The organism is Haliscomenobacter sp. (genome assembly GCF_040403615.1).
Taxonomy (GTDB): domain Bacteria; phylum Bacteroidota; class Bacteroidia; order Chitinophagales; family Saprospiraceae; genus Haliscomenobacter.
Window position 1 is genome coordinate 1 of the sequence record NZ_JBBAKG010000025.1, and the last position, 24,653, is coordinate 24,653.

Consider the following 24,653-nt stretch of genomic DNA (forward strand, 5'->3'; position numbering starts at 1 on the left):
TCTCAAAACTAATCCTTCTCCTCTAGTCTTCAAATTTTAATGCGTTTACCCTGTCCCTCCACCCCGGCTTAGGCTTAGCTGACTTCCGTTAATGCTGAGTTGCTGGATTTCATTTATGGTACTGGTATCGCCATCGCCCGCATTTGAAATCGTATTACCGCTGATTTTGATGCCGGTACCGGCAGTATAGGTCGTGCCAGTTCCACCGCCACCCGTGCTGGAATTGCTAATGGTATTTCCAACAATGGAGATGCCTTCCCCTGCTTTCAGGTCAGTACTAATGACGTTGGTGGGGCTAATGGAAATACCCGTACCTGCACTATAGGTAGTACCACTCCCGCCGGAAGCAGGAAGAACAACCGTGCCTCCATTTTTACTCAAAGTCAGTTGTGTGCCACTTAAGCTAAGCCGTTGAATTTCATTGGTGGTGTCTCGATCTCCCGTATTGGTAATGGTGCTTCCACTAACACCGATACCGTGGCCTGCTTTGAGGTTGGTTTTTTCGGCGTAGAGGGCGTAGGGTACACTGAGGATTTGAGTAGTTCCAACTGACAAATTGTCTACTACTACTTCTAGGTACTTGGGGCCTTTTGCCCAATCGACGTTTTGGAATTCCGAAAGCTTCGTACTGCCTATCGCCAAGGTGAACAATCCTTGATCATTGGTAGAGGTAAGAAACTTTTCCGAAAACTCAATCGCGCCATCTGATTTCAAGGTGTGAATTTTGAATTCTACGTTGATGGTTTTCAGCGCTTTGGGCGTGCCATCAAGATTCCAGGCAATAGCTTGGTAGTTGATGGATTGGGGGGACTGGGCAAACAATACAATAGCGGTAAAAAGGGTGAAGATTAAGGATATTAGCTTTTTCATCGCATTAGGTTTTGATGGATTGGAGATAGGTTAACGGATGCGAACTAAGGCCATCCAGTGTTCATCAATGCGAAAACTACTACCTACCCCTGATACATTACAAGTCATGCGTAATTGCTCTCCTTTATCCAATTGAGCTACCCAAACACCCACTCCGTTACCCCTTGACTGACCTCCAGTAACTACATGCAGAAGGGTACCAGCTTTGTCCGCAGTGGCCACTCGGAGCGTGGCCTCACTTTTTGCCGGATCCAGCCCTATTATCCAAGCACTAAAAAACACCATGTATATGCCTGAGTTAGGGACAATTAATCTATCAATTTTTTCAACCTCAAAAAAGGAAGTTGCGGAAGCTACAGAAGCTCCAAAATGAGCGCCTGTGGCATTTACGGTTAGATAGTCAACACCGGGTAATGACACTGAATTCCCATTACTAATGCTCAACACCCCATCCGCATAATTCAATATCTGTTTATCAATAGAGGGTAAATCCACACTTCCTCCATTGGGGCTTAAGGTCAATTTGCTGCCCACCAGGCTCAACGCCTGCTGCTCATTTGCGCTGATGGTATTGCCCGTGATGTTGATACCAGAACCCGCTGTATAGGTTGTGCCACCACCACCTGAGCCAGTCGGTAAGGTGACACTGCCTCCTCCTTTACTCAGGGTTAGTACATTGTTGTTGCTGTTAAGTGTAAGCTCTTGAATTTCATTGGTTTTGTCGGCATCTCCATCTCCACTGTTGCTGATGGTATTGCCTGTTATACTGATCCCAGTCCCCGCAGTATAAGTCGTGCCTGTTCCACCACCACCCGTGTTGGTATTGCTGATGGTATTTCCGACTATGGAGATGCCTTCCCCTGCTTTCAGGTCAGTACTAATGACGTTGGTGGGGCTGATGGAAATCCCAGTACCTGCACTATAAGTAGAGCCACTACCGCCCGAAGCAGGAAGAGTGACGGTACCTCCATTTTTACTCAAAGTCAGTTGAGTGCCACTTAAGCTAAGCCGCTGAATTTCATTGGTAGTATCTCGATCTCCCGTATTGGTAATGGTGTTTCCGCTGACACTGATGCCCGGGCCTGCTTTGAGGTTGGTTTTTTCGGCGTAAAGGGCGTAGGGGACACTAAGGATTTGGGTAGTTCCGACTGACAAATTGTCTACTATTACTTCCAGGTACTTGGGGCCTTTTCCCCAATCGACGTTTTGGAATTCAGAAAGCTTCGTACTGCCTATCGCCAAGGTGAACAATCCTTGATCGTTGGTAGAGGTAAGAAATTTTTCCGAAAACTCGACTGCCCCATCTGATTTCAAGGTATGAATTTTGAATTCTACATTGATGGTTTTCAGCGCTTTGGGCGTGCCATCAAGATTCCAGGCAATCGCTTGGTAATTGATGGATGGGGGGGATTGGGCGAACAATACAATGCAAGTGAAAACTGCGAAAATTAAAGATTGTAGCTTTTTCATTTAGGGATTTTAAATATTAGAATAACGTCTTGAAAATACGACCATAATTTCAATATACAAAACTTAAAAGAGGAAAATATTTAAATAATTAATACCTTTGATTTAAACATCTGTACGGGAAAAATTGTGTAACTTCAGATGTTGTAAATATTGTCAGGTTATGTTTAGGGCAGTTATCGTATTTCTAGTTTTTATTTTTATTAAAATGGGCTTGATTGCTCAGTGTGATCCTTCCGTTATGCCATCTGCGGATCAAAAGTTAGCATATCGACCAAGAGGAAATCGCTGCGAGGGTTTCTTTTCACCCAAGATTGCTGCACATCGAATCAGAATTGTGAGTTTTACATTAGGAGAAGTGCGCTTTGAGGCAGATCCATCCGAGGTAATCGAGGTGAAAGCTCCGGCAGAAGATTTGAAACTCCAGGCGATTGGCATTCCTAATGATTTATATTATCGCATGGATGTTGAATTGAAGGGGAATTCTTTGGAATGGCCAGTAAGTGATGTGCTTTATCAAAATGACCAGAGCAAATTAGCGCGCAACATTGGCATACTTGCCTTCAAGCAAGAAGGCAAAGACAAGGTGTACTATCCGGTCAATATCCAAGGAAAAAAAACAGCACTATCTGAGCCCGCCAAAACAATCATTCTGAAAATTGTGTCAACGACCAGACTTGCTCAGGTTGCATGGAAAATTGATAAAACAGGCGAAAAATACCGTCCTGTCAATGGTAATTCTTTCAAAGCTTATACTCCTGTTTACATTCGTATTCCTGCTGATTTGGTTGGATTTCAGTCTATAGTGATTAGAGCAGTAGAAGAAAGTAGCCCGAATCCCTTATTCTTGAATATAAAAGTAAGAATCTGACTAAAATGAATCCCATTGTACCTACCCGCGCGGAAATACTTCGGTTGCTTGAAGAAAATGACTTGGATACTTTGATTCCAATTCTAAAGTACAAAGCGATTGAAGAAAAGAACTTCGATCTGGAGCAGCAAATTATTTTATTGAGTTCAAGGTACAATCAGTATGTACAGCAACATCAGTTAGAGTTGGCGGAGGCAAAAGAGCTCAGAGTAGAATTGAATAAAATAAAAATGGGCCTGTTGAATCTGGTTAATCAACTTAATCTGGATCCGGGCAAACCTCAGCTGTCCTCACAGAAGATTCAAAAAGCAAGGCTAAACAAAATCACAATTATTCGATTGATGGTGGTTTTTATAGCAATTTGTTTTTTAAGTGTATTGTTTTATTTGGCTCAGGTCAGATTGACCAATACCCAATTCACCTTAAAAGCCAAAGTAAGTCAACTGGGTTTGCGCGCAACTCAGTCCTGGATTCCTGGCAACGGAGTTGACCTTTGGTTGAGGCGCTTTGAAGCATACCATCTCGCAAATTTTTCTTCTTTTTCTACATCCTTGTATAGCAATGGTGATGGCCCTTTATCCCTGTTTTTTTCCAAAGGACGAATTCGGATTGATTCGATTTCATTTTTACCAAAACATGAAATTATTCTGTTGATGGATGGTGATGAGCTTCAACTTAAGTTAAACAATGGAGCCATCAAGGGAGGACTCTTTTTGAAAAACAGTCAGTTAAGTTCGCCTGACTTAGGGATTGAGCAAAAGTTAGGAGTAAATCCGCTTGGCGATTTTTTTATGTTTGATTCTGAGGAAAATCCTGAGTTCAGCCTGATGCCTGCACGAAAAGGCGGATTGAAACTCCCTACGATGGAGGTAGATTCTGTATTTCTTTTCAGGCTTGAGAATAATTTAAATGTTTCGACAATCCAGGAAGGTACCTTACAAATAGGCAGGGCAAGGCCGATTAACTTGGCCAGTGGTGCACCCATTTTGTTGTCGAATTTGCGACAGGGAAAAATTCACTTCAATCAGCTTGACCAATATCTTGAAATTGAATTGACTGGTCAGGTAGGGAAAATTGTGCAAATTCAGAATGGGGACGTCAAGTCAATGATGCCAACACTTTTGGAGCATTTGCGAATTAATGCCATGTTGTATTATGCTATCATCACAGGTGCGGCATTGATGGGGATTTTTTATGCGTTCAAAAAAATGTTGTTAACTCAAAAAAGAAGACTTTTATGAAGTCAAATGTACTACTGAAGTCAATATTGATTGTTGTTTTACTGAAGCTATTGGGTACACCTAATGCCACATTTGCTCAACAAGTAGCTACCTACAAAGCAAAATCCTTGAAAGGAAACGTTGTGAGGATTGAAGCAACTTTTCCAAATGATAAAATTGATGGATTTGGTTTTATTATTGGAGCGAAGGATAGTTTTTATATCGTAACAGCACTTCATAATTTACAAGGAAAGGACGACGAAGACATAGAAGTCAGACCCACGGATATAAGGGTATACTTTGAAAATGAAACATCTGTTTCTGGAGTATACAAATATGATTGGAATGGACTTGCCGATTTGGCAATGCTCTCTGCTCCTTTTGGAAACAAGCAACAGAATTGGACTCGATATAGTGTGATGAGTCAAGATATGCAAAAAAACTTTGCTGTAACTTATTTAGGAAAGGATAAAAGTTGGACTTCTCCACTAGTAGAAGGAAAAGTTGAGACGATAAGCCAAACTCGTCATGAAATATACTTTCTCATAGATGAATTACTGGGAGGAACTTCTGGCGCACCATTAATTGGGAGCAATGGGATTGCAGGTATGATTTTGAGTACAGATACACAGAAATCCCAGAAAAATGGAACCGCAATCCAAATTTCCAGGCTTAAAACATTAATAAATGAGTCTAAACCAGGCTATTATATGCTTGAATCTGACGTTAGTGGAATGCGCTCTATTCCTGGAGGAGCCTTTGTTATGGGGGATAAAAATGGAGCAGATAATGCACGCTATGAACATGAAGTTAAAGTGAAACCTTTCTATGTCATGCCATATGAAATCAGTTTTGAAGAATATTATAAGTACTGCAATAGCAAACAGAAAAAAAAGCCAAATGATCAGGGTTGGGGCAGCGGGAATAAACCGGTAATCAATGTATCCTGGTTCAATGCCATAGATTATTGCAATTGGAGAAGTGATCAAGAATTACTGAAACCCGTTTATGACATTGGCGAAAATGGTATCGTTAAACTCGACACTAATAAAAATGGATATCGGCTGCCAACTGAAGCAGAATGGGAATATTTGGCAAAAACTGGAAGCATTGAGCAAGGTGAAGCAATTTATCAAACACCCAAAGAGGTGAATTTTAAAACGAAAGCAAAAAGACAAAGCCCTACTTGGGCTGTTTCCGAAGGAAGCGAAAATAATTTTGGTGTTTTCAATTTAAGAGGTAATGTGGCAGAATGGTGTTGGGACAATTACGATCATGATTTTTATAAGAATTCAGGTCCTAAAAATCCCATTGGCCCATCATCAGGTAGAGCTAAAGTAATTCGAGGTGGAAGTTGGAATAGTGATAAATTCGGTATACGGCTACATGCCCGTGATTCCAAGCTTCCTAATTTTGGCTACCCAACGGTCGGATTCAGATTGGTTCGCAACGCGGAATAAATCATTTTTTAATTCTGGTAGAAAGCATAAGAAATACCAATATCAAAAGTTTGCCCAAAATAAGAGTTGAGTTTAGATACAAACTGATTGTACCCCAAACTTAAGCGCAAAATATTGCCGCTTGTGGTTTCGATCATAGTACCAGCTTCAAACTTTATGGATTTTGATGTTCCACTACCTAATCCCAACCAAAGCGCCTTATTAAATTGGTATCGGATATTGGCGTCAATGCCAATGGGGCTATCGGGAAGGTATCTGCCCAAAAGATTAAATTCTATGAAATTGAAGTCTTTCTTGTTGAAGAAATGGTAGTAACCCACATTGGTATAATAATGAGGTTCTTTGATTACTTCATATGTATTTGATGGAGTCTTAAATGCTTTATTCAGGCTAAACATTTGTGGGATGGATGCTCCAATATAAAATATCCGCTCGTCATCCGTGGGATCTGTACAAAACATTAATCCTAGACCAACATCGTAGTAAAACTGCTGGGGATTTAGATTTGCGGTACTGATGATGTTGGTATTGTCTGATCCACTTAAAAGTTCACCCAAATTCAGTCGGTATTGTATGCCACCCAAGCTGATTCCACCAGCAAGAATATGGTCATTCTGAATCGGTATTCGATAGGCTATATTTCCGTAGATCCCGGTTTGCCCAATGGCACCAACCTGGTCATTGACTAAATGTAATCCACTTGAAAAATTAAACTGGTCATCATCGATGTATTCTAAAGATAAAATTTGTGTTCTGGGAGACTCAGGGAGTTTTAGCCATTGATTTCTTGCTGTTAAGCTACCCGAGATATTCATATTATAAGCCAAAAAATTGCTGCTTACTCCTGCTGGGTTTATTAAACCCGCATGATCTCTGTAGAATTGATACAATGGAAGTTGCTGTCCAAGAATTACTTGTGAAAACAAAGAAATTATTCCTATAATGAAGTATACTTTTAGTCGCATGTGATTAGGATTTAAGGTTTTATTATTCGATTATATAGAGTGCACCTTTCTTCGCTTTTTTATCTCCGGTTTTTCCACTTTCAATGATGTAGTAATATGTTCCATGTGGTAATATGCCTGAAGAAGAGCAATTTTCTGTACATTCTCCGTGCCAATTGTTTTGATAGGCTTCCGCCTGATAAACCAATTCACCCCAGCGATTGAATACCTTGATTTTATTATTAGGGTAATTATCTAAGCCATCTATTTTCCAAGGGGATTGCATGTTCACAATTTTATTGGCACTCAAATCCAGTTCGCTATCATCAATGACTTCTACCTTGAACCAGGCATCTTCGGAAATGCAAGTTGCGACTTTAGGCTGTTGTGGTGCTCTTACTTTTAGCGTAACGCGCCCTTCTATAGCTTTCGTAGCAAGCAATTTCAACTGATAAATGTCTACTCCAGAGGTATCCATCTGGTTGGGTAGTGTCCATACAAATAAACTATTGGATGGATAACTATTGGTCGTAAAGAGCCGGATGGTATCGCCTAATTTTACACGTTCAGTGCCTTGAATAATGGGCAATTGTAATTTTGCACTGTCATTTGGCATCAAGATCACGGATACAACATTTGACGCACACAAGCCTTGGCCAATCTTTGTGTAAATGACCAACTTATTAGCTATTGTTACATTCGGCTCCTTTATTTCATTTTTCAATGTTGAATCTCTGTACCAGCGTACTTGATTGGGTGGATAGAAAGGATTGGCTCTTTGAGCTACATCTTGAAGAGAAATGATCGACTTACCATTATTGTTAAGACAATTTGCGTAAGTACTGATTCCGATACCTTGCTTTTGTTCTATGCGCACCTCTACACTTGATTCGCGTTCCTTACAACGATTTGCTCCTTCCACTCTGTAAATGAAAAAATATTTACCGGGTTTATTTCCTTTTGGGATAAAATAGGGCATGGCCGGGTCAAAAGAATTGCTGTCTACTGGACTGAAACTACGCCATTTACCTCCGCTCGATTCATCTTTTAGCAAGTCATCGAGCATAATGGGGGTGTCCTGATTGCTGCAAACAGATAATGCAGGCTCGGGCTTACCCGGATAATTATTCGGAGTGACTTTAACTTGGAATATTGGTTTATTTAGCGAGGTATAGCATCCCGGCAAAGCGTCATTTCCTACCGCAAGAAAAGTATAGTTCGTATTTTGTTCAGGAAAGAAATCAAATAGCTGTTCACTGCGTACGCTTAATGTGTCTTGCTTAGTGCCATCACTAGTGTATACAACTCGATAAATGCCATTTCCTCCACCTAGGGTAAGTGAAGTTCTTGCTGGTTCACCTGCACAAATATTGATCTGATTTTTGGCTAAAGTGGCCGTCAAGGTAGGACAAATAATCGTAGTACAAGTTTGAGTATCTACACTTACGCCACATATTCCGCTGCCCATTGCTTGAACTTCAATTTTAATTTTGCTTCCCGGTGCTAAGTTTGAGAATGTCAGGCTGTTTCCTTTTTTTACGCCAGTTTCAGAAGTGCCAGAGATAACTCTTTCCTTGTAATCAGTAGCGCCTCCAACCTGAGACCAATTGAAAGAGATGGAGTTTCCACTTGGTTTCCCACAAGTAATTAATGCTGGTGATAATTTTCGATCTACTTCGATAGATTGCTCAAATTTCTCAGACTCACATCCATCATTGCTAATGATCAAGCTCACTTTTTTTGAACCATTAATTGACCATATGTTTCCTTGTTGTTTAGCTTTTTGACTTTTTACTAATAATCCGTCTGAAAAATTCCAGATGAAATTAGCGTTACTAATCGTGTCCTTTCCTGTAAAAGTGGCAAAAACGGAATCTCCAGTACACGAATTAACGGGCAAACTAAAATTGGCAAATGGTCTTTTGCGTACCAATAGATTGGTGGTTTGTCCAATTTCTTTCACATTGGAAGAAACAACCCGCATAAGGTAATTTCCAGGAGCTAAAGTAGCGGGTATTTCAATGGGTACTTTTCGAATGGTTGTGCCTTTTGCTTTACCAATTATGATAGGATTTGTAAAAGAACCTTTTTCATCAGAAACTTCAATTGTAAATTCATTGTCTTGCCCAAATAATAGGAGGGTAGAAAAACTAACTTCAGTCATTCCACCTATGCATACTGCCTTTTTTAGCGGTAAAGTTACTAGTGGCTTTGATGGAACCAATGAGGACAATGGTTGTAAAACACCTTGAGTAAGGTAACTTCCATTGCTACTTTTGAGGGTTTGAACTGCTGTTTCTCCAATGGAATAGCTTAACGTGTAATTTTCAAAACGAAAATAATTTCCAGTAGTATTTAATACTTGCTGCGCCTTAATGTTAAGGAATCCTAATGAGAAGAAAGTAAAAATAATTAATCTAAGATTTGATTGAACTAGCATTTAATCCGGGTTAAAGGTTGTAGATTTTTGTTTTGAAATGTTATTTTACCAATCAAATTTCATGATATAAGGCTTGTCTTGGAGTGACAATATGCGTACTTCGGTCTACCTCACCTCCACCCATCGCCTCACCCCCAGCTTCTCCTTGATCCGCCGCTTATGCGTATTCACCGTATTCATCGACACGAACAGTTGCTGGCCGATTTCTTTACTGCTGAGGCCTTTGAGTACAAATTGCAGCACTTCCCGTTCTCGGTTGCTCAGTACCTGCAACTTATCCAGCACTACAACTGACCTGCGGAGCCGGATTAAGTGCAAAGTGGCCATCAACTGGGGTTCAGTCACTGGATGGACCAGTACAGCTTGTGGTTCAATGTCAAGGGCAGTTTCCAATGCAGGAATGTCCAGTTCATCGCAGCAAGCCAATACTCCACACCTGGTTTGAGTCTGGAAAGCTTGAATGAGCTGACTTTCACGAGCATTTATAGGCAACATCACGACGATAAGATTGGGCTGGCGTTCCTGCCAAATCTCTGCGTAGTGCAATTCGTCTATGGATACCTCCCAATATTTTTCGCTGTATCTTTCAAACAGCGTATTATAAGGTGCCAATCGGCGGTTTTGGTCATAAATCATCAATATGCGCATAGATATCCCAGTATCATCACCGTCGGTGAAGTACAATACTTGTTGAATAAAGAATCATGTGGTAAATCTGACCGGATTGATCCGAAACAGAAAAATTCAGCTATTTGCCAATACCTACACTTGATAGCATTTCAATAGTTTGGGTTATCAGAATAGACTGATTTTTTTTGGGATATTTATACAATAAAAAGGAGTTGAAAAACGCAGTAGTAAAATTACTATGCATTCAATGAATTTCTTGTCACCGTTTATGGTGATTTTTGACCATTACCACCCCAAAGGAAGCAAGAATGCCCATGCTTCAATTTGTAGCCGTCGATTGCTTTTTACGGATGGTTGACAAGGGAGCGCATGCCAGTAGTCATATGTTGAGCCATCAGTCAGGATGTGCGCCTGTTTTATTGCGGTCCAATTGCCTCCTACACCAGTAAAACTGGCAAACGGTGTCGGACAGGGTTGGTGTACAATTTGCAAGCCCAATTCAGTTGATTGGTTTAAAGTTCGAAATTTTACCAAGCTTGAATGAGGCAAGGTTTTCCAGGCCAGTTCATATTGTTCATTCAACGCAAAAAAATGTTGTGTAGGAATTTTCAATAGTGCAGGCTTCAGTTGATCTGGATAAAAATCAAGGACAGGACAAGGTTCAGGCGCAAGATTCGATCTTTCACCTTGCAGCAATTTATAGTTTTGGGCGGCGGCAAAAGCAAGGTGTAGATCCTCAGCGTGGGAAAGCTGTTCAAAGCTGGTGCTGTACTCTGAGCCATTTGGTTGACGATGGAGGGCAATCAAAGTCTGAAAAAAAAGCAATTGTGCAGCATTGAGTTTGTTTGAATGGAGGGCCAACAATTGCTCGGCAGGTTCAAATTCATGATTCAGCAAGTGGATCATCAATAAATTCAAGGTGCTCGACAAATAAGCTGGTCGTTGCAAATGCGCCATTTGCAGGGCTCTTTTTGCGGTATTGAGCAAAGTATTCAGTTCAGACGTTTCATCGGGGCTTAAAGGCCCTCGAAATGCCTCCAACCGAAAGAGTCCTGCGGCCAATAGCGGGTAGTAAGGCGTAGCTTCTTGTCGATTCCGAAGTTGGATAGCCGCCAATGCAGCAGCCGTGCCCCAATTGTGCCACACTTCAGCACCTTGGTAATATTGAGCGATGTACTCAAAGCAAGCAGTTGCGACGGGGTATTGCTGCAAGCCCATCAAAAACAAACCTGATTCCCAGACTTGCCACAACGAGTCGGTTTTGCTGCCAATCCAGCTGGTGTATCCCTGTCGTTCTTTTTGGCTGGGATAGCCGGGTAAGTTTGGATCAAAGTGATAACGGCGGTACAGCTTTTCGATAAACTGAGGCAGGTGTTTTTTTACCTGAGCCAAGCCTGCCAATTTGCAAAGAAAAAGCCCGTATAAATCGGCATTGCCTTCATCTGCCTGCGGAGTATGGCTCTGGCGATAATATCCAAAAAAAGCGTGAATGGATTTGGAGGTACTGCGGTGTGCAAAGAGGTGCCCCATTTCATGGCCGATGATAAAACTAAGCAGAGCTGTAGAGTCTGCCCCAAATTGCCGACATACTTCCAGCGCTTGCACTTCAAGGATAATCTGATTTTCTCTTGGCTTACAGCTGGCTACAGAAGAACTGTCATTGCTCAACAAAATTTGTGGTACGGTACGACGTTGGTCTTCGGCTATGCTATACAATCGATTCACTAGCGCCTGGAGAAAAGGTGATGGCTTAGAAATAGTACTGGGTAGATTTGACACCGTGGGTGATGTTGTTGCTTGACTCCTTTCAGAGACCGCAACTGCTTTAGGCTGCTCTGCCTGGCAAGCCATCAACGCAAGAAGAATAAAAAATAAAACTGGGCGCATCGGTGTTGATGGTTAATTTTAAGGGGTGTTTTACTTTTCCAATTGTTGCAACATCAGGCGCGCCGACTCCTGATAAGGATCAGTGGCATCCCGAGCAATTTCTCGCCATATTCTCTTGGCGCGTTGCTGCTTCCAATAACTTTTTGCGTAAGCACAGCTCAACTCATACCGGGTAGCTTGTTTTACCCAGGTAGGGGCGTTGGTTGGCATCTTCATCCAGGTTTGTATGGCCAACTTGTTTTTTTGCTGTTCCTGATAAGCCTTGCCTAAAAAGAACTGAGCGACGGCATCGGGCTTGAGATTTGTAGTGCGGGATAGAAAATCGACAGCAGCTTCCAGTTCGCGGTTTTCCAGCGCGAGCAACCCTTTTAACAACAAACTATCGGAAGTGTTTTGACGTGCAAACCCCTGCATTTCCAAGGCATCTAGTTCTTGATTCAATAACTTTCGGGTATCCTGGTGGTAGGTTTGTTCCACCCGCAATAGTTTTTGCTGCTGCTGTTGCACCATACTTCCTCCGATGATCAATCCCAGCGCCAACGTAGCGGCAATTCCAAGACTCCAACGCAGAGTACGCCGTTTTTTTTGGTGCAAAAGCATATATCGAGTGCCCGCTGACTGTATCTCTTGGCGAACGCGCAACTGCCCAGTTGTCTGAATGCCCATGGTCAACAATTGGAAATCCCCCCAAAGTTGCTGCCAATGAGGATCGCTGCGCAATTTTTCTTCCAAATTCAACCGTTCGGAAGCTTCCAATTGATTGCGCTGATAAGCATGGAGTGTTTCCAACTCTTGTGGTGTCATAAACCAATGATTTCTTTTAACTTACTCAAACACCGAAAGCGCTTGACCTTAATGAAATTTCGGGAATAGGCCATGATTTGGGCAATTTCGTCATCATCTTTGTTGTCATAAAAACTCAGCAACAGCAATTGATGGCATTCTTCGCTTAGTTGATTCATTGCATTTATTACCCGTTGTGCTTGGTTTTCTTGCTCTTGAGCGGTTTCGAGCAAATGCCGAAAGTCTTCACCAGTGGTTTCTGCAAGCCGAAGCAGTTGTTCCGCCTCTGTGGAAATGATTCGACCAGCACTGCGTTGGTGGTACAGCCACAAATTGCGTACTACTGCATACAGAAAGGTAGCACAACTTGAGGTCAATTTGAAATGAGGGTTGCGCAGTTTTTCAACCAGTACAAAAAGAGCTTCCTGAAAAAAATCCTCTGCATCCTGACTGCTGCCCCGGTGTTGTGCAATGTAAGCTGTTGCTTTGGCAAAGCAATGTTGGTAAATCCAGTCAAAAGCAAAACTTTCCCCATTCCTCAGCCCTTTAATGATGTCGGATTCCTTTTGCATAAGTGATACACCACAGGTAAATAGCTCTAATCACAGAGCAGTTATCAAAAATCGTTGATTTTTTTTGAATTTTACAAAACTATGGATAACTTTTGAATCCTCGGAGCAAGTATTGCTTTCAAAACGATGCCAGCTCCGAAGATTAATAACCCTAATTAAAACCCAATACCTATGCCTCGTTTATGGATATTGCTTTTATTAATGCTCGGTTTGGTTGATCTGTATAGCCAAAATTTAAAGGACAGTATTTTTCAAAAACTGGATGAATATTATTTAACTGGACGCTTTCGGGAAGGACTACAGCTTAGTGAGCAATTGTTACAATCCCCTACTTCATTTACTGCGGATAAATTGGCTTTTGTTAAGATGAAACAAGGCTTGTTTTTGAAGGATGTAGATCGATTTAAGGATGCATTTAACATTTTGGAATCAGTAAAAACAGAGCAGGAAAACAATGGTGATACCTTGTCTATATTTTATTGTGAGTTACTTCAACATTGTTCTTATGCGGCGGCGGCCAGTACGAAATGGGATGAAAGTGAAGCTTGGGCTCGTCAATCGCTTAAGCTTGCGGAAGCACTAGTTGGTAAAAAACATCCTTTGTATGCTTTAGCTCTTTTTCATGTTGGATACATCAATAACCATCGACGCCGTTACATTGAAGCAGATCAATATTTTCAAGAGGCATTAACTTTACAAAAAACCACCTTGGGCGAACACCATCGAGATTATGCACAGACCCTTCAAATTTTGGGAAGCCTAAATATCAACCAAGCTAAAATAACGCAGGCGCAAGTTTATTTTGAACAAGCCTTAAAGGCAAGGCTTCCTGTTTTTCCCTCCGACCATCCTCGTATCGCTACTTTATACAATGCTCAAGGTGTCGTTTTAATACGAAGAGGAGAGGTAGAAAATGCAGAAATCTGGTTAAGAAAAAGCATTGAGGCAGGAAAATCTCTAGGAGACTATGGTTTGTTTGTTCGGTATTTAGCAAGTTTCAATTTGGCCAATATCTTTCTGGGTTTGGGGCGCATTCAGGAAGCGCAGGAATTAATTTTAGAGATTTTACCACTGGTATTAAAAATGCAAAATGCTGATCATCCAGATTATGCAATGAATCTACAGACTTTAGCGCATACTTATCAAAGGCAAGGTAAATTTGATCAAGCTGAGGAAACAATGAAAAAAGTACTCAAGCTAAGAGAAAAAACTTTGGGTACGAAACATCCCCATTATGGCGAAAGCTTAGGTTTTCTTGGAAGTTTGTATCTGGAAAAAAAAGATTGGGAAGCTGCAGTTCCTTTATTTGAGGAGGCAACTGCATGCATGCAAAGTATTCAAGGCAATTTGCATCCTGATTACGGTCAAAATCTATTTGATTGGGGGTTTGCTTTGTTCTATAGTGGCGAAAGGAAGGAAGGAATGAAAAAAACACAGGAAGCTTTTAAAATTTTACAAAATGCCTATGGCCTTAATCATCTCGATGTGGTTCGCACTCAGTACCGCATGGCAACAATGTTAAAAAGCGTTGGAGATTTTGAAGCTGCTTCACTTTTGGCAAAAACAGCCGGAGCAACCCAACAAAAACTGCTTATCCGCGCGGCTACGTATTTTTCTGAAAATGACCTGGAAACCTACACTTATGGATTTTCGCAAGATTTATCCAAACAATTTGCGCTGCTCGCTCCTGAAACCGCAACAAAAAACTGGGATGATGTAAATGGCACTTACTACAACAATCTCCTGTTTTACAAGGGTTTTGTAGCACAACAAGTATTTCAACTCCGGGCATTTATTCGCCAGCAAGGCGATACTATCCTTCGTGCCAAATTGGATCAATGGCAAAACCTATACCGCCAGATTGGTCAAGAATATGCCAAAACGGTGGCCGATCGAAGCACTGATCTCGCTGTGCTGGAACGATCTGCTGCTGCACTGGAAAAAGAACTGGCTCAAGAAGCCAAAGCCTTTGTTCAGTTGCGCCAGGAAGTACACTGGACAGATGTACAACAGCACTTGAAATCCAATGAAGCAGCCATCGAGTTTTTTAACTACCAACCCAATCCCGATGATCCTGAGGTAATGTATGCTGCCGCAGTAATTCGACCAGGTTGGAAAACTCCTCGATTGGTGCAATTGTGTAAAGAGATGGACTTAAACCTGGCATCGGCGGTTACAGTACAACCATGGCTGAAAGGCCAGCGGGGCATTGAGCCCGTCCAAAAGGCTGACCTTAAAGATGTTTATGAGCTGATTTGGAAGCCTTTGGATACATTACTGCATGGGGTGAAAACGATTTATTTTTCTCCAGTTGGAATCCTGAATACCTTACCAATGCATGCCCAATCAATGGGTAAATCCAAAAAAATGCTCAGTGATCGGTACGATTTAGTCCTGATGAGCAGTACCCGCAGTTTGGTAGATGAGGTGCAAGATCAAAGTAGCCGACCTCAAAATGCTTTTTTAGTCGGAGGCGTCAATTATGATCGTGCTTCAAATTCAAGGGTTAAAGAAGAATTGGTGAATGGCACAGCCTTGCGAACACGTACTGCTTTGCGGAGCAGCACCGCACTACGCGATGGTCACTGGATCAACTTACCAGGGTCTGCCTACGAAGTAACCCAACTTGAGTCAATTTTGGGATCTCAGAGAATTGCTACTACCGTATTAAAGGATACCGCTGCAACGGAAGAATCGGTCAAGCAATACCTGGCTGCGCCCAAAGTTGCCCTTGATGTCATTCATTTTGCTACCCATGGTTTTACCTTTAGAGATACATTGCTGCGGTCTGCTTTTCATTATACCGTACTGCAAAATCCTTTACTGCGCAGCGGATTGGTACTGGCTGGTGCAAATGATCGCTTGCTCAGAGACTCCTTGCATTTGGAAGACGGCATCTTAACCGCTTTTGAAATTTCAGGATTCAATGTGCAGGGCACAAAATTGGTCGTATTGTCGGCATGCGATTCCGGCTTGGGCGAAATTCGTCGGGAAGAAGGTGTTTTTGGATTGTCCCGCGCCTTCAAAATGGCAGGTGCCAAGGCATTACTGCTCAGTTTGTGGGAAGCGCCAGATGAAGAAACCGCCGAATTCATGACCGGTTTTTACCAGCGTTGGTTAAATGGCAAGTCCCTCAGGGAAGCTTTTTGGAAAACCCGCGATAAAATGAGGAAACGATACACCGATCCACAGAAGTGGGCCGGTTTTGTACTCTGGGAATAGGAAATCTAAACAACCACCTGATGCGTTATCAAGTACTGCTTTACCTCGTTTTTTACGCTTCAATGATTCCAGCTCAATCACCGCGAGTTAGCCTGCAGATAGGCATTAGCCAATATCCTCAGGCTTCGGGATGGAGCAGCATTCATGGACTCAATGACCTGGATATACTGGGGCCAGTTATGCAAAGAGCAGGATTTGAAGTTCGCCAAGTACGCGAAGAACAGGCAAAATTACTGGGAATTCGTACTGCAATGGATCAACTTTTAGCGGATGCCAGCACTGGCAGTATGATACATTTGCATTTTTCCCTTCACGGGCAGCAACTACCCGATGACAACGGTGATGAATTTGATCAATTTGACGAAACACTTATTCCTTTTGATGCGATTGCAAATCGACAAAATGGATACACCGGGGAGCAGCATTTGCGGGACGATGAATTGCAGCTCCGTTTATCAGATTTACGCAAAAAAATCGGCCCCGCAGGTCAGGTATGGGTAACGCTGGATGCTTGTCACTCCGGCACAGCAACGCGAGGTTGGGGAACTTTCAGAGGATCAACTTTGCCTTTTGGAAGGACTAAAACCTACCGGAATGCAATAACTGAATCCGCATGGGAAGCAGGCAATCCAGGAGATGACGAAGCAAACCTTGCTCCCCTTTTGCTATTTTCGGCAACCACAGCACAGCAACTCAATCGGGAGTATTTTGCCCCAGATGGTAAAATGTATGGCCCATTGAGTTATGCTTTGGCTAAGGCTTTATCAGAGTCTGTTCAAGCCAGTACTTACGGAACACTTTTTGATCGGGTATGCCAAAGCATAGTTCTGATTGCTCCGATACAAATTCCTCAATTTGAGGGTGACAGACAATTGATGCGGTGGTCAGCAATTCGGTCAGAACGAAAGCCGTTGTTCCCGGTTATAAAGGTTTGGGATGCCCAAACCCTGCTCATTGGAGCCGGGTACCTGCATGGGCTTCATGCTGATGCACTCATCAGTATTTACAATGCCGACGAAACGCAATTGTTGGTAAGGGGAAAAGCTACGAATATTGGCATACAGGAATCGGAAGTTGTGCTGGAGAAAGCCCTTTCACCTCAACTGTTGATGCATGCCTTGGCCCGTATTGAATACTCAAAAAATAGAGCAACTGCAATCCGGATCAAATTGCTCACCGATGAACTTTTAAAAAATGCACTGAGAGATCGACTGCAAAATGAACCAGAAATACTGGAGGTAAGCGAAAACCCGGATATCCTCATTGAAAGCAGCAACGCCAGGCAATGGGTTGTAAGGACGGTGGATGGTCGGGAAGTTTTAAAATCTGATGCCAAAGATCCAGTAACCGATGCGGACTTAATTTATCATCAAGGCTTGTTGCCTGCCATCAAAGCACACTATTTGCGCAATTTGGCATCGGACGATTTGGGGGAGTCCGTACAGTTGGTTTTTCATACTTATCAAAATGGCACTTTGCAGCCCCGAAAGAATACCAATGCATTCAAAATAGGAGAAGAATTTCGCTTGGAGTTGATCAACGCAAGTCCACAAAACTACTACTTCAATCTGCTGGACATCCAATCCAATGATCAAATCTCGATCATAAACCCAACGAACCAACCAGGTAGCAAGTCAGGTGATTGGTTGATTAAAGCCAACGAAAGAAAAATGCTAGAGCCAACCTGGCGATTTACCCTACCTGAAGGCTTGGAAATGCTTAAACTCATTGTTTCCAATAAGCCTATTGATCTTTCAACTGTGCTGGCCTCAAATTCGTCATTTACAAGAAGTATGGATGCATTATTTGAGCAAAATTGGTCATTTCAGCAAACAAAAAATGCGTTATTAGCGCAAACTTCGGTATCTGTTTACACAGTGGTATTTCGAATTGAGAAGTGATCTTTTAATCACCCCCTCAAACATTCCGAAACCCATACCCCCGCCACTAAAATTTAACAAAAGCTTCGAAGAAGTTGTTGAATTTTGATAAAAACACTTAAATTTCGAACACCAATCAACACCTAGAGCCTATGTCTTTTCAATTGAATTGCATCTCCTGCGGTACTCCAATTTTAGCCGAGGATGTGAATTTGCAAAACATGGTGGCCAAATGCAGGCAATGCAATGCCATTTTTTCCTTTATGCCTCCTCAAGCCAATTCTGGAAAAGGGAATGATGCGCCGTTGGAATTCAAAGATCCTATGGATAATCAACCAGCACCGGATTTTCTTCAAAGACCAAGCGATGGAAATTTAGTAGAAATGCCCAGTGGGGTAATCGCAGAACGCGACTTTGGAGAATTGCGCTTTACCATTCCCTGGCACAAAACGCGCCGTTGGGGATTTTTCCTTCTATTTACGATTTTGTGGAATGCCATTCTATCTCCTTTCGTCATCATTGCTGTAACCACTGGCAATTGGCAAATATTATTGTTTACCAGTATACACATCATTGTTGGGGTTTCTGTTTTGATCTATACGCTGGGTTTATTGCTCAACAAAACCAGCATCATCGTGACCAGCCAGGGCATTGACATCAAAAATGCGCCCATTCCGATACCCTTCAATCCGAATCGATTCATGGCGGTACGCGATATCGAACAATTGTTTGTAGAAGAATACGTTCCCAGCCGCACCAATGGTCGTCCCGATTATACCTATGCCGTGACCGCGCTCACTAAAAGTGCCGAGCGCCAGCGTTTGGTGGGAGGATTTTCGCAACCAGGGTATGCATTGTACCTGGAACAGGAGATTGAGATTTTTTTAGGGATCAAAAATCAAGCTGTACCCCATTAATTCAAATTTATGCCTTCTAACACCCATCAACAAGTGCTGGATTTACCCGTGCCCGAAGACCTGGAAATCAAGCGGACTGAAGATTCTTTGGAATTCACTTTGCCATTTACCAATGAATCAAAGTTTTGGATTTGGTTTGCTGCACTTTTTTGGGCAGGAGGAGTATTGATAATCTATATTTTTGCAATTGCCGCGCAGGAAGAGTACGTATTTATTGCTGGATTCTTTCATTTGTTAATTGGTGTTTTTTTAGTTATAAATGCCTTGGCCTCATCTTACAATACGGTTAAAATTACGGTTACTCGAACAACAATTGAGAAGCACGAGGGTCCAGTATTTGTCCCTTTTCGCCGCATGCACTATTCCAAAAGCTGGGCAGACGTGAAAAAAATTTACGTGGATACCTTTATTGTTGATAGACGCACCTACGACCGGCTGAATTTGAAGACACATTACGAAACGGATCGCATTTTGGTAATGTGGAGTTATGGAGGTTACCTCAAAGTAGTCATGAGGGAAATCAAAAGTTTCCTCTCTGAAATGGAATAAACCTTTAGTCGATATCCAAAAGGGAATTGTCGAAGCAATTGTTGGAATCCCCTTTCTTTTCCACTATATTTAGCCTGTCTTTCCCAAAAAATTAACCAACTCAAAAATCCAAACTGCCATGGGATTTTTCAATGAAATCAAAAAAGTGTTGTTCGGTGCTCAATCTTTAGGCAAATCAGCTGCGAATAAAGCAGTAGAAACTGCCAAAGAGGCCGGTCAAGAAATAAAAGAACGCTCTGGAGAATTGGCCAGCAAAGCCGAGGATTTCCTAAACAGTGCTTTGGATAGAGTAGAAGACCTCGGAGCTGTAGTAATCGACAAAGCTCAGGATGTAATGGGCACCAAAAAAGAAACGGAAGCACCAGTTGTACCTCCAACTGCGACCAGTTCCACAACTCCAGGGGATGCCATCAATGACCTGTTTGAAGAAACAGAAAAACAACAACCTGTAGCCAGTACACCTCCACTCGCCAAGCCCATTGCCGACGAAGACCATTCCCTGAATTTTGATGCATTGGACAGCACCGATCCAACTGCGCCGAGGGAAAAATCAACGGCTGAAAAGATTGGCTCAAAAGTGTTGGATACAACCATCGAAGCAGGCAAAAAGGTTGAAGAAGTAGCGGCTAAGGCAGGCGAAAAACTGTTGGACGTAGGCAGTTCTGTCTTCGAAACCATGAAAGGTGTAGCCGGATCAGTTGGCGAAAAAGTACTCGAAAAGGGCGGCGAGTTTTGGGACAAAGTAAAAGAAGCCCAAGGCCAGGTGATCACCAGAACCGACGAACTCTACGAAAAAGCCAAAGAAGAAGCCTCCTCGGAAAAACACCAAAACAAATTGGACGACCTTATCCAGAAGGCCAAAGAAATGGGCGATAAAATTGAGGAAAAAGCCCAGGACAAAGACCGCACGTTCATGGACGTGATGGACGATGCCAAAAAGAACGACCTCAGCAAACACGACGATTTTTTTGAAAAAGCCAAGCGTTGGGCGGATGGCGATAGTGGCGCATTTTCTACGGAAACACGCATCACCAAAGATCCTGATTTCAAATCCGAAAAGGGCAATAGCACCCACGGTTTTGAAGACGGCGACAAAGATGGCAACGACCTGATCGATGACGCGATCATCGATGATACCAAACCGGAGTAAGTCATGATCGATTGGTTCTAGTTTTAAACCATTTTGGATTGGGCTGCGCCCAATCGTTTTTAATAACCGCGACGACGCGACGGCGCGACGATTCATTTGGCTGCGCCAAATGCGCGACGTAAAACGACGAAAAAGTGTGCGAAGCGCTCTTCTCGTCGCGCCGTCGCGCCGTCGCGGTTATAAAAACCAAGCAGCGAAGCTGCTTCAACGAATAAAAATCAGAATCAATCGCCTCTGAGAGTAAGGGTGATAAAAAATAAATGTTCATTTTGCCCCACTGCTAATGCTTTAGGTTGCACCCAAAACAAATAACATGTCTTCCTGGAAAGTTCAACATTCCGAGCCTGGCCCCGACCTCAGTCTCTTCAAAACGCGCTTCGATCACCTGACCAATCCGCGCAATGGGATTACCCAAAGAATGATCATTCTTGACTCACCAGATGCTGCCAATGTGGTGGCCGTCACCCCCAACCAAGAATTGGTGCTGGTTCGCCAATACCGGGTCGGAATCGGTTTTGAGACCCTGGAGTTGCCCGGAGGCATTGTAGACGAAGGCGAAGAACACCACTTTGCCGCCCAACGCGAATTGCGCGAAGAAACCGGCTACGCCAGCAGCAATTGGAACTTCCTGGGCAGCATTCCCTCCAACCCCGTCTTTATGGATTCCTACATCCACCATTGGTTGGCCACAGATTGTGTACCGACCCATGCCCTGGATTTAGATTCAGGTGAAGCCGTTGACATTGAATTGATGCCGCTCGAAGAAGCCTTTCAGTGCTGGAAATCAGGCTTTTTTCAACACCCTCATACAGTAAATGCCCTATTGTTGTATTTTCGTGACAGGTTTTAACGTTAAGTTAGGCAGCGCTTTTTGTGTATGTCGGCTCTATTCATCAGACCTGTTAAACTTGTGACGGAAAAAGAAATCATCGAAGGTTGTTTGCGGCAGAAACGAGAATGCCAACAGGAACTTTTCCGACGTTACGCCGGAAAGATGCTGGTGGTCTGTATGCGGTATGCCCGGCATCAAATGGAAGCAGAAGATGTTGTTCAGGATGCTTTCATCAAAGTCTTCGATCATTTGAATCAATTTCAGAACAAAGGCTCCTTTGAGGGCTGGATTCGCCGCATTGTGGTGAATACCGCACTGAAAACCTTTGACCGCAAAAGTTTTACACATGAGCAGTATGGCCTGGATGTACGCGAGGATTACTCCGCAGCAGAACCCAGTGTATACGCCCAACTCAGCGAAGAAGAACTATTGGGCCTCATCGCCCAACTCCCTGATGGTTACCGCATCGTGTTCAACCTGTACGCCATCGAAGGCTACAGCCACGCCGAAGTCGCGGAAATGCTCGGGGTACAAGAGAGTACTTCGCGGTCGCAATTGGTAAAAGCCCGCAAAATGCTGCAGGCAATGGTCATGGATTTACAAAAAGTTGCCGTATGAGTGAGGGAAATCCCATTGACGCAATTTTTCGGGATCGACTGCACGACCACAGCATGGAACCGCCCATGCACTTGTGGGGTGCTTTGGAAGCCCGCAGAGCTGCGCAGGTAAAACAAGAGAATCGTCGAAAATTAGGATTTTGGTTATTGTCCGCCGCACTATTGTTGTGTATCAGCGGAGCTGTGTTGATTTGGCTCACCCAAAAGCCAACTGATTCAGCAGGCAATACTGCTCCAGCACCAACCCAATCGGATGAACCAGTTGCCCAAATTCAAAAATCACCAAGCAATAGTGGGCAGCTTAATGCAGATCTTAAGGGAGTTGAGACATCAAGCGCTGCAAACCTTTCTGTGAAAAATCCAGGTTCAAAGGCGGAGTTGCTTGCTGATCAGGAAATCGCCCTCGATAAAAACACCTTTGTAAAACCTGAAAACAACGCATCCGGTTTTCAGCCGAGATCCAAGTCTGGCCATACACCAGCAGTCAACTCTATTTTAGCGCTGAAACAACCAGCGGCTTCATTGGTTTCGGACAAAACAGCGGTTTCAACCTACGCCGACCAAAGTACAACCAATCAGGTGATGTCTTCAGCAACGAATGACACGGAAAGCCCTGTTGTCGCAGAAGACATCCAACATTTAACTGACTTTTCCTCGATTGATTCCAAAGCATACGCGGTCGTTTATGAGCCTTCTTTGGGTTTGGATGGCGGTCGGCCATTGACTTTGCCACTGCCCAAAGGCTGGAGGGTTTATGGCGAGTTGTTTGGGGCAGTAGATGTGCCTACCCGCACACTAAAAGCCCGCGAGCCAGAATTTGAAGCTTATCGCCAGGCGCGTGAACAATCTGAAATGGTGCAAACTGGGCAACGAATGTCTCTCCGTTTTTCCATGATCTCCATGGACGGTATCGCTGTACGCAGTGGGTTGAGTTATGGCATTCACCGCGAAACGTTCAACTATCAACAAGTAAAGCAAAACAACCGCTTCCAAACCATCGATATTCCGGTCGTTTTGGGGTATGAGCGCAACAACGTAGGCAAGTTTACCCTTTCCGCCAATGCGGGGGTTTATGTAAATATGGCTTTCAACCAACACGGTAGCTTCCTCTCGCCTGACCTGAACAAAGTGCTGGAATTTTCGAGTAATAAGCCCGATGCTTATCCGGCCTTTCGCAACCACCTGGGACTGTCCTGGTATGGCAGCGTAGCCGCCAGTTACCCGATCACGCCCCGGCTGCGCCTAGTGATTGAACCTTACGTACTGCGCAATTCCGGCTCTTTTACCGCCAACGATTATGCCATTGATCAACGTTACCAAAACTGGGGCATCAACATTGGCATCCGCAAAAAAATCAACAAGTACATTTATTTTGTCAAGCCATAAAAAAGCAATAGTAGTGGGGCAAAAATAAGTGATCATTTTTCCTGAGCCAGAGGATTAGATAAGACACTTGAAATGAAACGTTTGCTTATCTAATCCTCTGGCAAAATGATCACTTATTTTTTTATCGCCCCATAGACCCAGGCAGCAATTTAGCAACCACCTGGGTCTATACTTTTGAAATGACCACCGCCCACGAATGGATTTGTGGGCACTTAATGATCTGACACGAGTTTTTTCTTCTTCTTTATGCAGCATGGCCGCCGATTTAGGGAACTGAATCGGCGGCCTTTTTTTGTGCAAATGGATAGTAAGTGCTGGAACCTTATTAATTTTAACTTCTAATAAAAAAGAGAAACCAAAAGGACTTTTATTTTGTATATTTAAGACATAAAGTATCCAACGATGCAACAAATAGTACTGAATATCAAAGACAACTCTAAGCGTGAGTTTTTTAGGGAGTTGCTTAAGCAATTGGACTTCGTCGAAGTTGTAAGTGTCAATGAAGAATCTCTTGAGCATCCTGACCTATTTGAAGGGCTAAAAGCTTCTTTGAATGAAGTAGAAGCTCATCTGAAAGGCGAAATTAAATTGCTAACTGCAAAGAAGTTTTTGGATGAGTTATGAAGTTATAGTCACTGAGAATTTCAGGAAGCTGGCTAAATCTTTGGCTAAAAAACACCTTTCCCTAAAGAATGATTTAAGCAACCTGATTGAAAGTTTAGAAAATGAACCGAATCAAGGCGTTTACCTTGGCAAAGATTGTTACAAAATTCGGATGGCTATTTCTTCAAAAGGAAAGGGTAAAAGCGGAGGAGCAAGAGTGATCACTTGTGTAAAAATAGTATCGAATTCTGTTTTTATGCTTACCATCTACGATAAGTCAAACACAGATGGTATCACGGAGAAAGCAATTGACGATTTATTAGCAGAGGAAGGACTCTCAGATGAATGACAAA

At 42.9% G+C, this 24,653-nt stretch carries 21 protein-coding genes; 13 read left to right on the plus strand and 8 right to left on the minus strand.

The window, feature by feature from the left end:
* Positions 1–45: 45 nt before the first annotated feature.
* Both ABW391_RS10070 and ABW391_RS10075 read right to left on the minus strand, forming a co-directional pair.
* Positions 46–870 carry a hypothetical protein gene (locus ABW391_RS10070; RefSeq protein ID WP_353481729.1) on the minus strand — a complete coding sequence of 275 codons (825 nt, stop codon included), beginning with the start codon at positions 868–870 and terminating at the stop codon, positions 46–48.
* 30 nt (positions 871–900) lie between these two features.
* Complete coding sequence (locus tag ABW391_RS10075; RefSeq protein WP_353481730.1) at positions 901–2,340, minus strand: hypothetical protein; 1,440 nt, start codon at positions 2,338–2,340, stop codon at positions 901–903.
* Between the two features lie 160 nt (positions 2,341–2,500).
* Between ABW391_RS10075 and ABW391_RS10080 the strand changes: the two genes are divergently transcribed.
* From ABW391_RS10080 to ABW391_RS10090, 3 genes are read left to right on the plus strand one after another with little or no spacing between them, the layout of a single operon-like run.
* Complete coding sequence (locus ABW391_RS10080) at positions 2,501–3,208, plus strand: hypothetical protein (protein WP_353481731.1); 708 nt, start codon at positions 2,501–2,503, stop codon at positions 3,206–3,208.
* A gap of 5 nt (positions 3,209–3,213) precedes the next feature.
* A complete protein-coding gene (locus tag ABW391_RS10085) occupies positions 3,214–4,449 on the plus strand; it encodes a hypothetical protein (RefSeq protein WP_353481732.1) in 1,236 nt (411 codons plus the stop codon).
* Positions 4,446–5,888 (plus strand): SUMF1/EgtB/PvdO family nonheme iron enzyme, encoded by a 1,443-nt coding sequence (locus tag ABW391_RS10090; RefSeq protein WP_353481733.1) that lies wholly within the window; start codon positions 4,446–4,448, stop codon positions 5,886–5,888. Before ABW391_RS10085 ends, ABW391_RS10090 begins: the two co-directional genes overlap by 4 nt.
* 8 nt (positions 5,889–5,896) lie before the next feature.
* Here ABW391_RS10090 and ABW391_RS10095 read toward each other — a convergent pair whose 3' ends face one another.
* The 6 genes from ABW391_RS10095 to ABW391_RS10120 form a co-directional block, all read right to left on the minus strand.
* Positions 5,897–6,853: a PorP/SprF family type IX secretion system membrane protein gene (locus ABW391_RS10095; protein WP_353481734.1), complete on the minus strand. Its 957-nt coding sequence runs from the start codon at positions 6,851–6,853 to the stop codon at positions 5,897–5,899.
* Between the two features lie 22 nt (positions 6,854–6,875).
* Positions 6,876–9,272, minus strand: a complete 2,397-nt coding sequence (locus tag ABW391_RS10100) for a T9SS type B sorting domain-containing protein (protein ID WP_353481735.1) — start codon at positions 9,270–9,272, stop codon at positions 6,876–6,878.
* 105 nt (positions 9,273–9,377) lie between these two features.
* The gene (locus tag ABW391_RS10105) at positions 9,378–9,920 is read right to left on the minus strand and encodes a helix-turn-helix domain-containing protein (protein WP_353481736.1); all 543 of its coding nucleotides are present in this window, start codon (positions 9,918–9,920) and stop codon (positions 9,378–9,380) included.
* A gap of 267 nt (positions 9,921–10,187) precedes the next feature.
* A complete protein-coding gene (locus ABW391_RS10110; RefSeq protein ID WP_353481737.1) occupies positions 10,188–11,681 on the minus strand; it encodes a M48 family metalloprotease in 1,494 nt (497 codons plus the stop codon).
* A gap of 138 nt (positions 11,682–11,819) precedes the next feature.
* Positions 11,820–12,593: a hypothetical protein gene (locus ABW391_RS10115; RefSeq protein ID WP_353481738.1), complete on the minus strand. Its 774-nt coding sequence runs from the start codon at positions 12,591–12,593 to the stop codon at positions 11,820–11,822.
* Positions 12,590–13,144: an RNA polymerase sigma factor gene (locus ABW391_RS10120; RefSeq protein WP_353481739.1), complete on the minus strand. Its 555-nt coding sequence runs from the start codon at positions 13,142–13,144 to the stop codon at positions 12,590–12,592. The genes ABW391_RS10115 and ABW391_RS10120 overlap by 4 nt, the downstream gene beginning before the upstream one ends.
* Before the next feature lie 171 nt (positions 13,145–13,315).
* Between ABW391_RS10120 and ABW391_RS10125 the strand changes: the two genes are divergently transcribed.
* From ABW391_RS10125 to ABW391_RS10170, 10 genes are all read left to right on the plus strand, one after another.
* Entirely contained in the window at positions 13,316–16,366 is a 3,051-nt protein-coding gene (locus ABW391_RS10125; RefSeq protein ID WP_353481740.1) for a CHAT domain-containing protein, read from the plus strand.
* 20 nt (positions 16,367–16,386) lie between these two features.
* Complete coding sequence (locus ABW391_RS10130) at positions 16,387–18,267, plus strand: caspase family protein (RefSeq protein WP_353481741.1); 1,881 nt, start codon at positions 16,387–16,389, stop codon at positions 18,265–18,267.
* Positions 18,268–18,398: 131 nt separating this feature from the next.
* Positions 18,399–19,163 (plus strand): hypothetical protein, encoded by a 765-nt coding sequence (locus ABW391_RS10135; protein ID WP_353481742.1) that lies wholly within the window; start codon positions 18,399–18,401, stop codon positions 19,161–19,163.
* Between the two features lie 9 nt (positions 19,164–19,172).
* The gene (locus ABW391_RS10140; RefSeq protein WP_353481743.1) at positions 19,173–19,712 is read left to right on the plus strand and encodes a hypothetical protein; all 540 of its coding nucleotides are present in this window, start codon (positions 19,173–19,175) and stop codon (positions 19,710–19,712) included.
* 118 nt (positions 19,713–19,830) lie between these two features.
* A complete protein-coding gene (locus ABW391_RS10145; protein ID WP_353481744.1) occupies positions 19,831–20,862 on the plus strand; it encodes a hypothetical protein in 1,032 nt (343 codons plus the stop codon).
* A 313-nt stretch (positions 20,863–21,175) separates the two neighbouring features.
* Entirely contained in the window at positions 21,176–21,712 is a 537-nt protein-coding gene (locus ABW391_RS10150; RefSeq protein ID WP_353481745.1) for an NUDIX hydrolase, read from the plus strand.
* A 60-nt stretch (positions 21,713–21,772) separates the two neighbouring features.
* Positions 21,773–22,312 carry an RNA polymerase sigma factor gene (locus ABW391_RS10155; RefSeq protein ID WP_353481746.1) on the plus strand — a complete coding sequence of 180 codons (540 nt, stop codon included), beginning with the start codon at positions 21,773–21,775 and terminating at the stop codon, positions 22,310–22,312.
* Positions 22,309–23,697 carry a hypothetical protein gene (locus ABW391_RS10160; RefSeq protein ID WP_353481747.1) on the plus strand — a complete coding sequence of 463 codons (1,389 nt, stop codon included), beginning with the start codon at positions 22,309–22,311 and terminating at the stop codon, positions 23,695–23,697. Before ABW391_RS10155 ends, ABW391_RS10160 begins: the two co-directional genes overlap by 4 nt.
* Positions 23,698–24,099: 402 nt before the next feature.
* Positions 24,100–24,321 (plus strand): hypothetical protein, encoded by a 222-nt coding sequence (locus ABW391_RS10165; RefSeq protein WP_353481748.1) that lies wholly within the window; start codon positions 24,100–24,102, stop codon positions 24,319–24,321.
* On the plus strand, positions 24,311–24,649 hold the full coding sequence (locus tag ABW391_RS10170; RefSeq protein WP_353481749.1) for a type II toxin-antitoxin system RelE/ParE family toxin: 339 nt from the start codon (positions 24,311–24,313) through the stop codon (positions 24,647–24,649). Before ABW391_RS10165 ends, ABW391_RS10170 begins: the two co-directional genes overlap by 11 nt.
* Positions 24,650–24,653 lie beyond the last annotated feature (4 nt).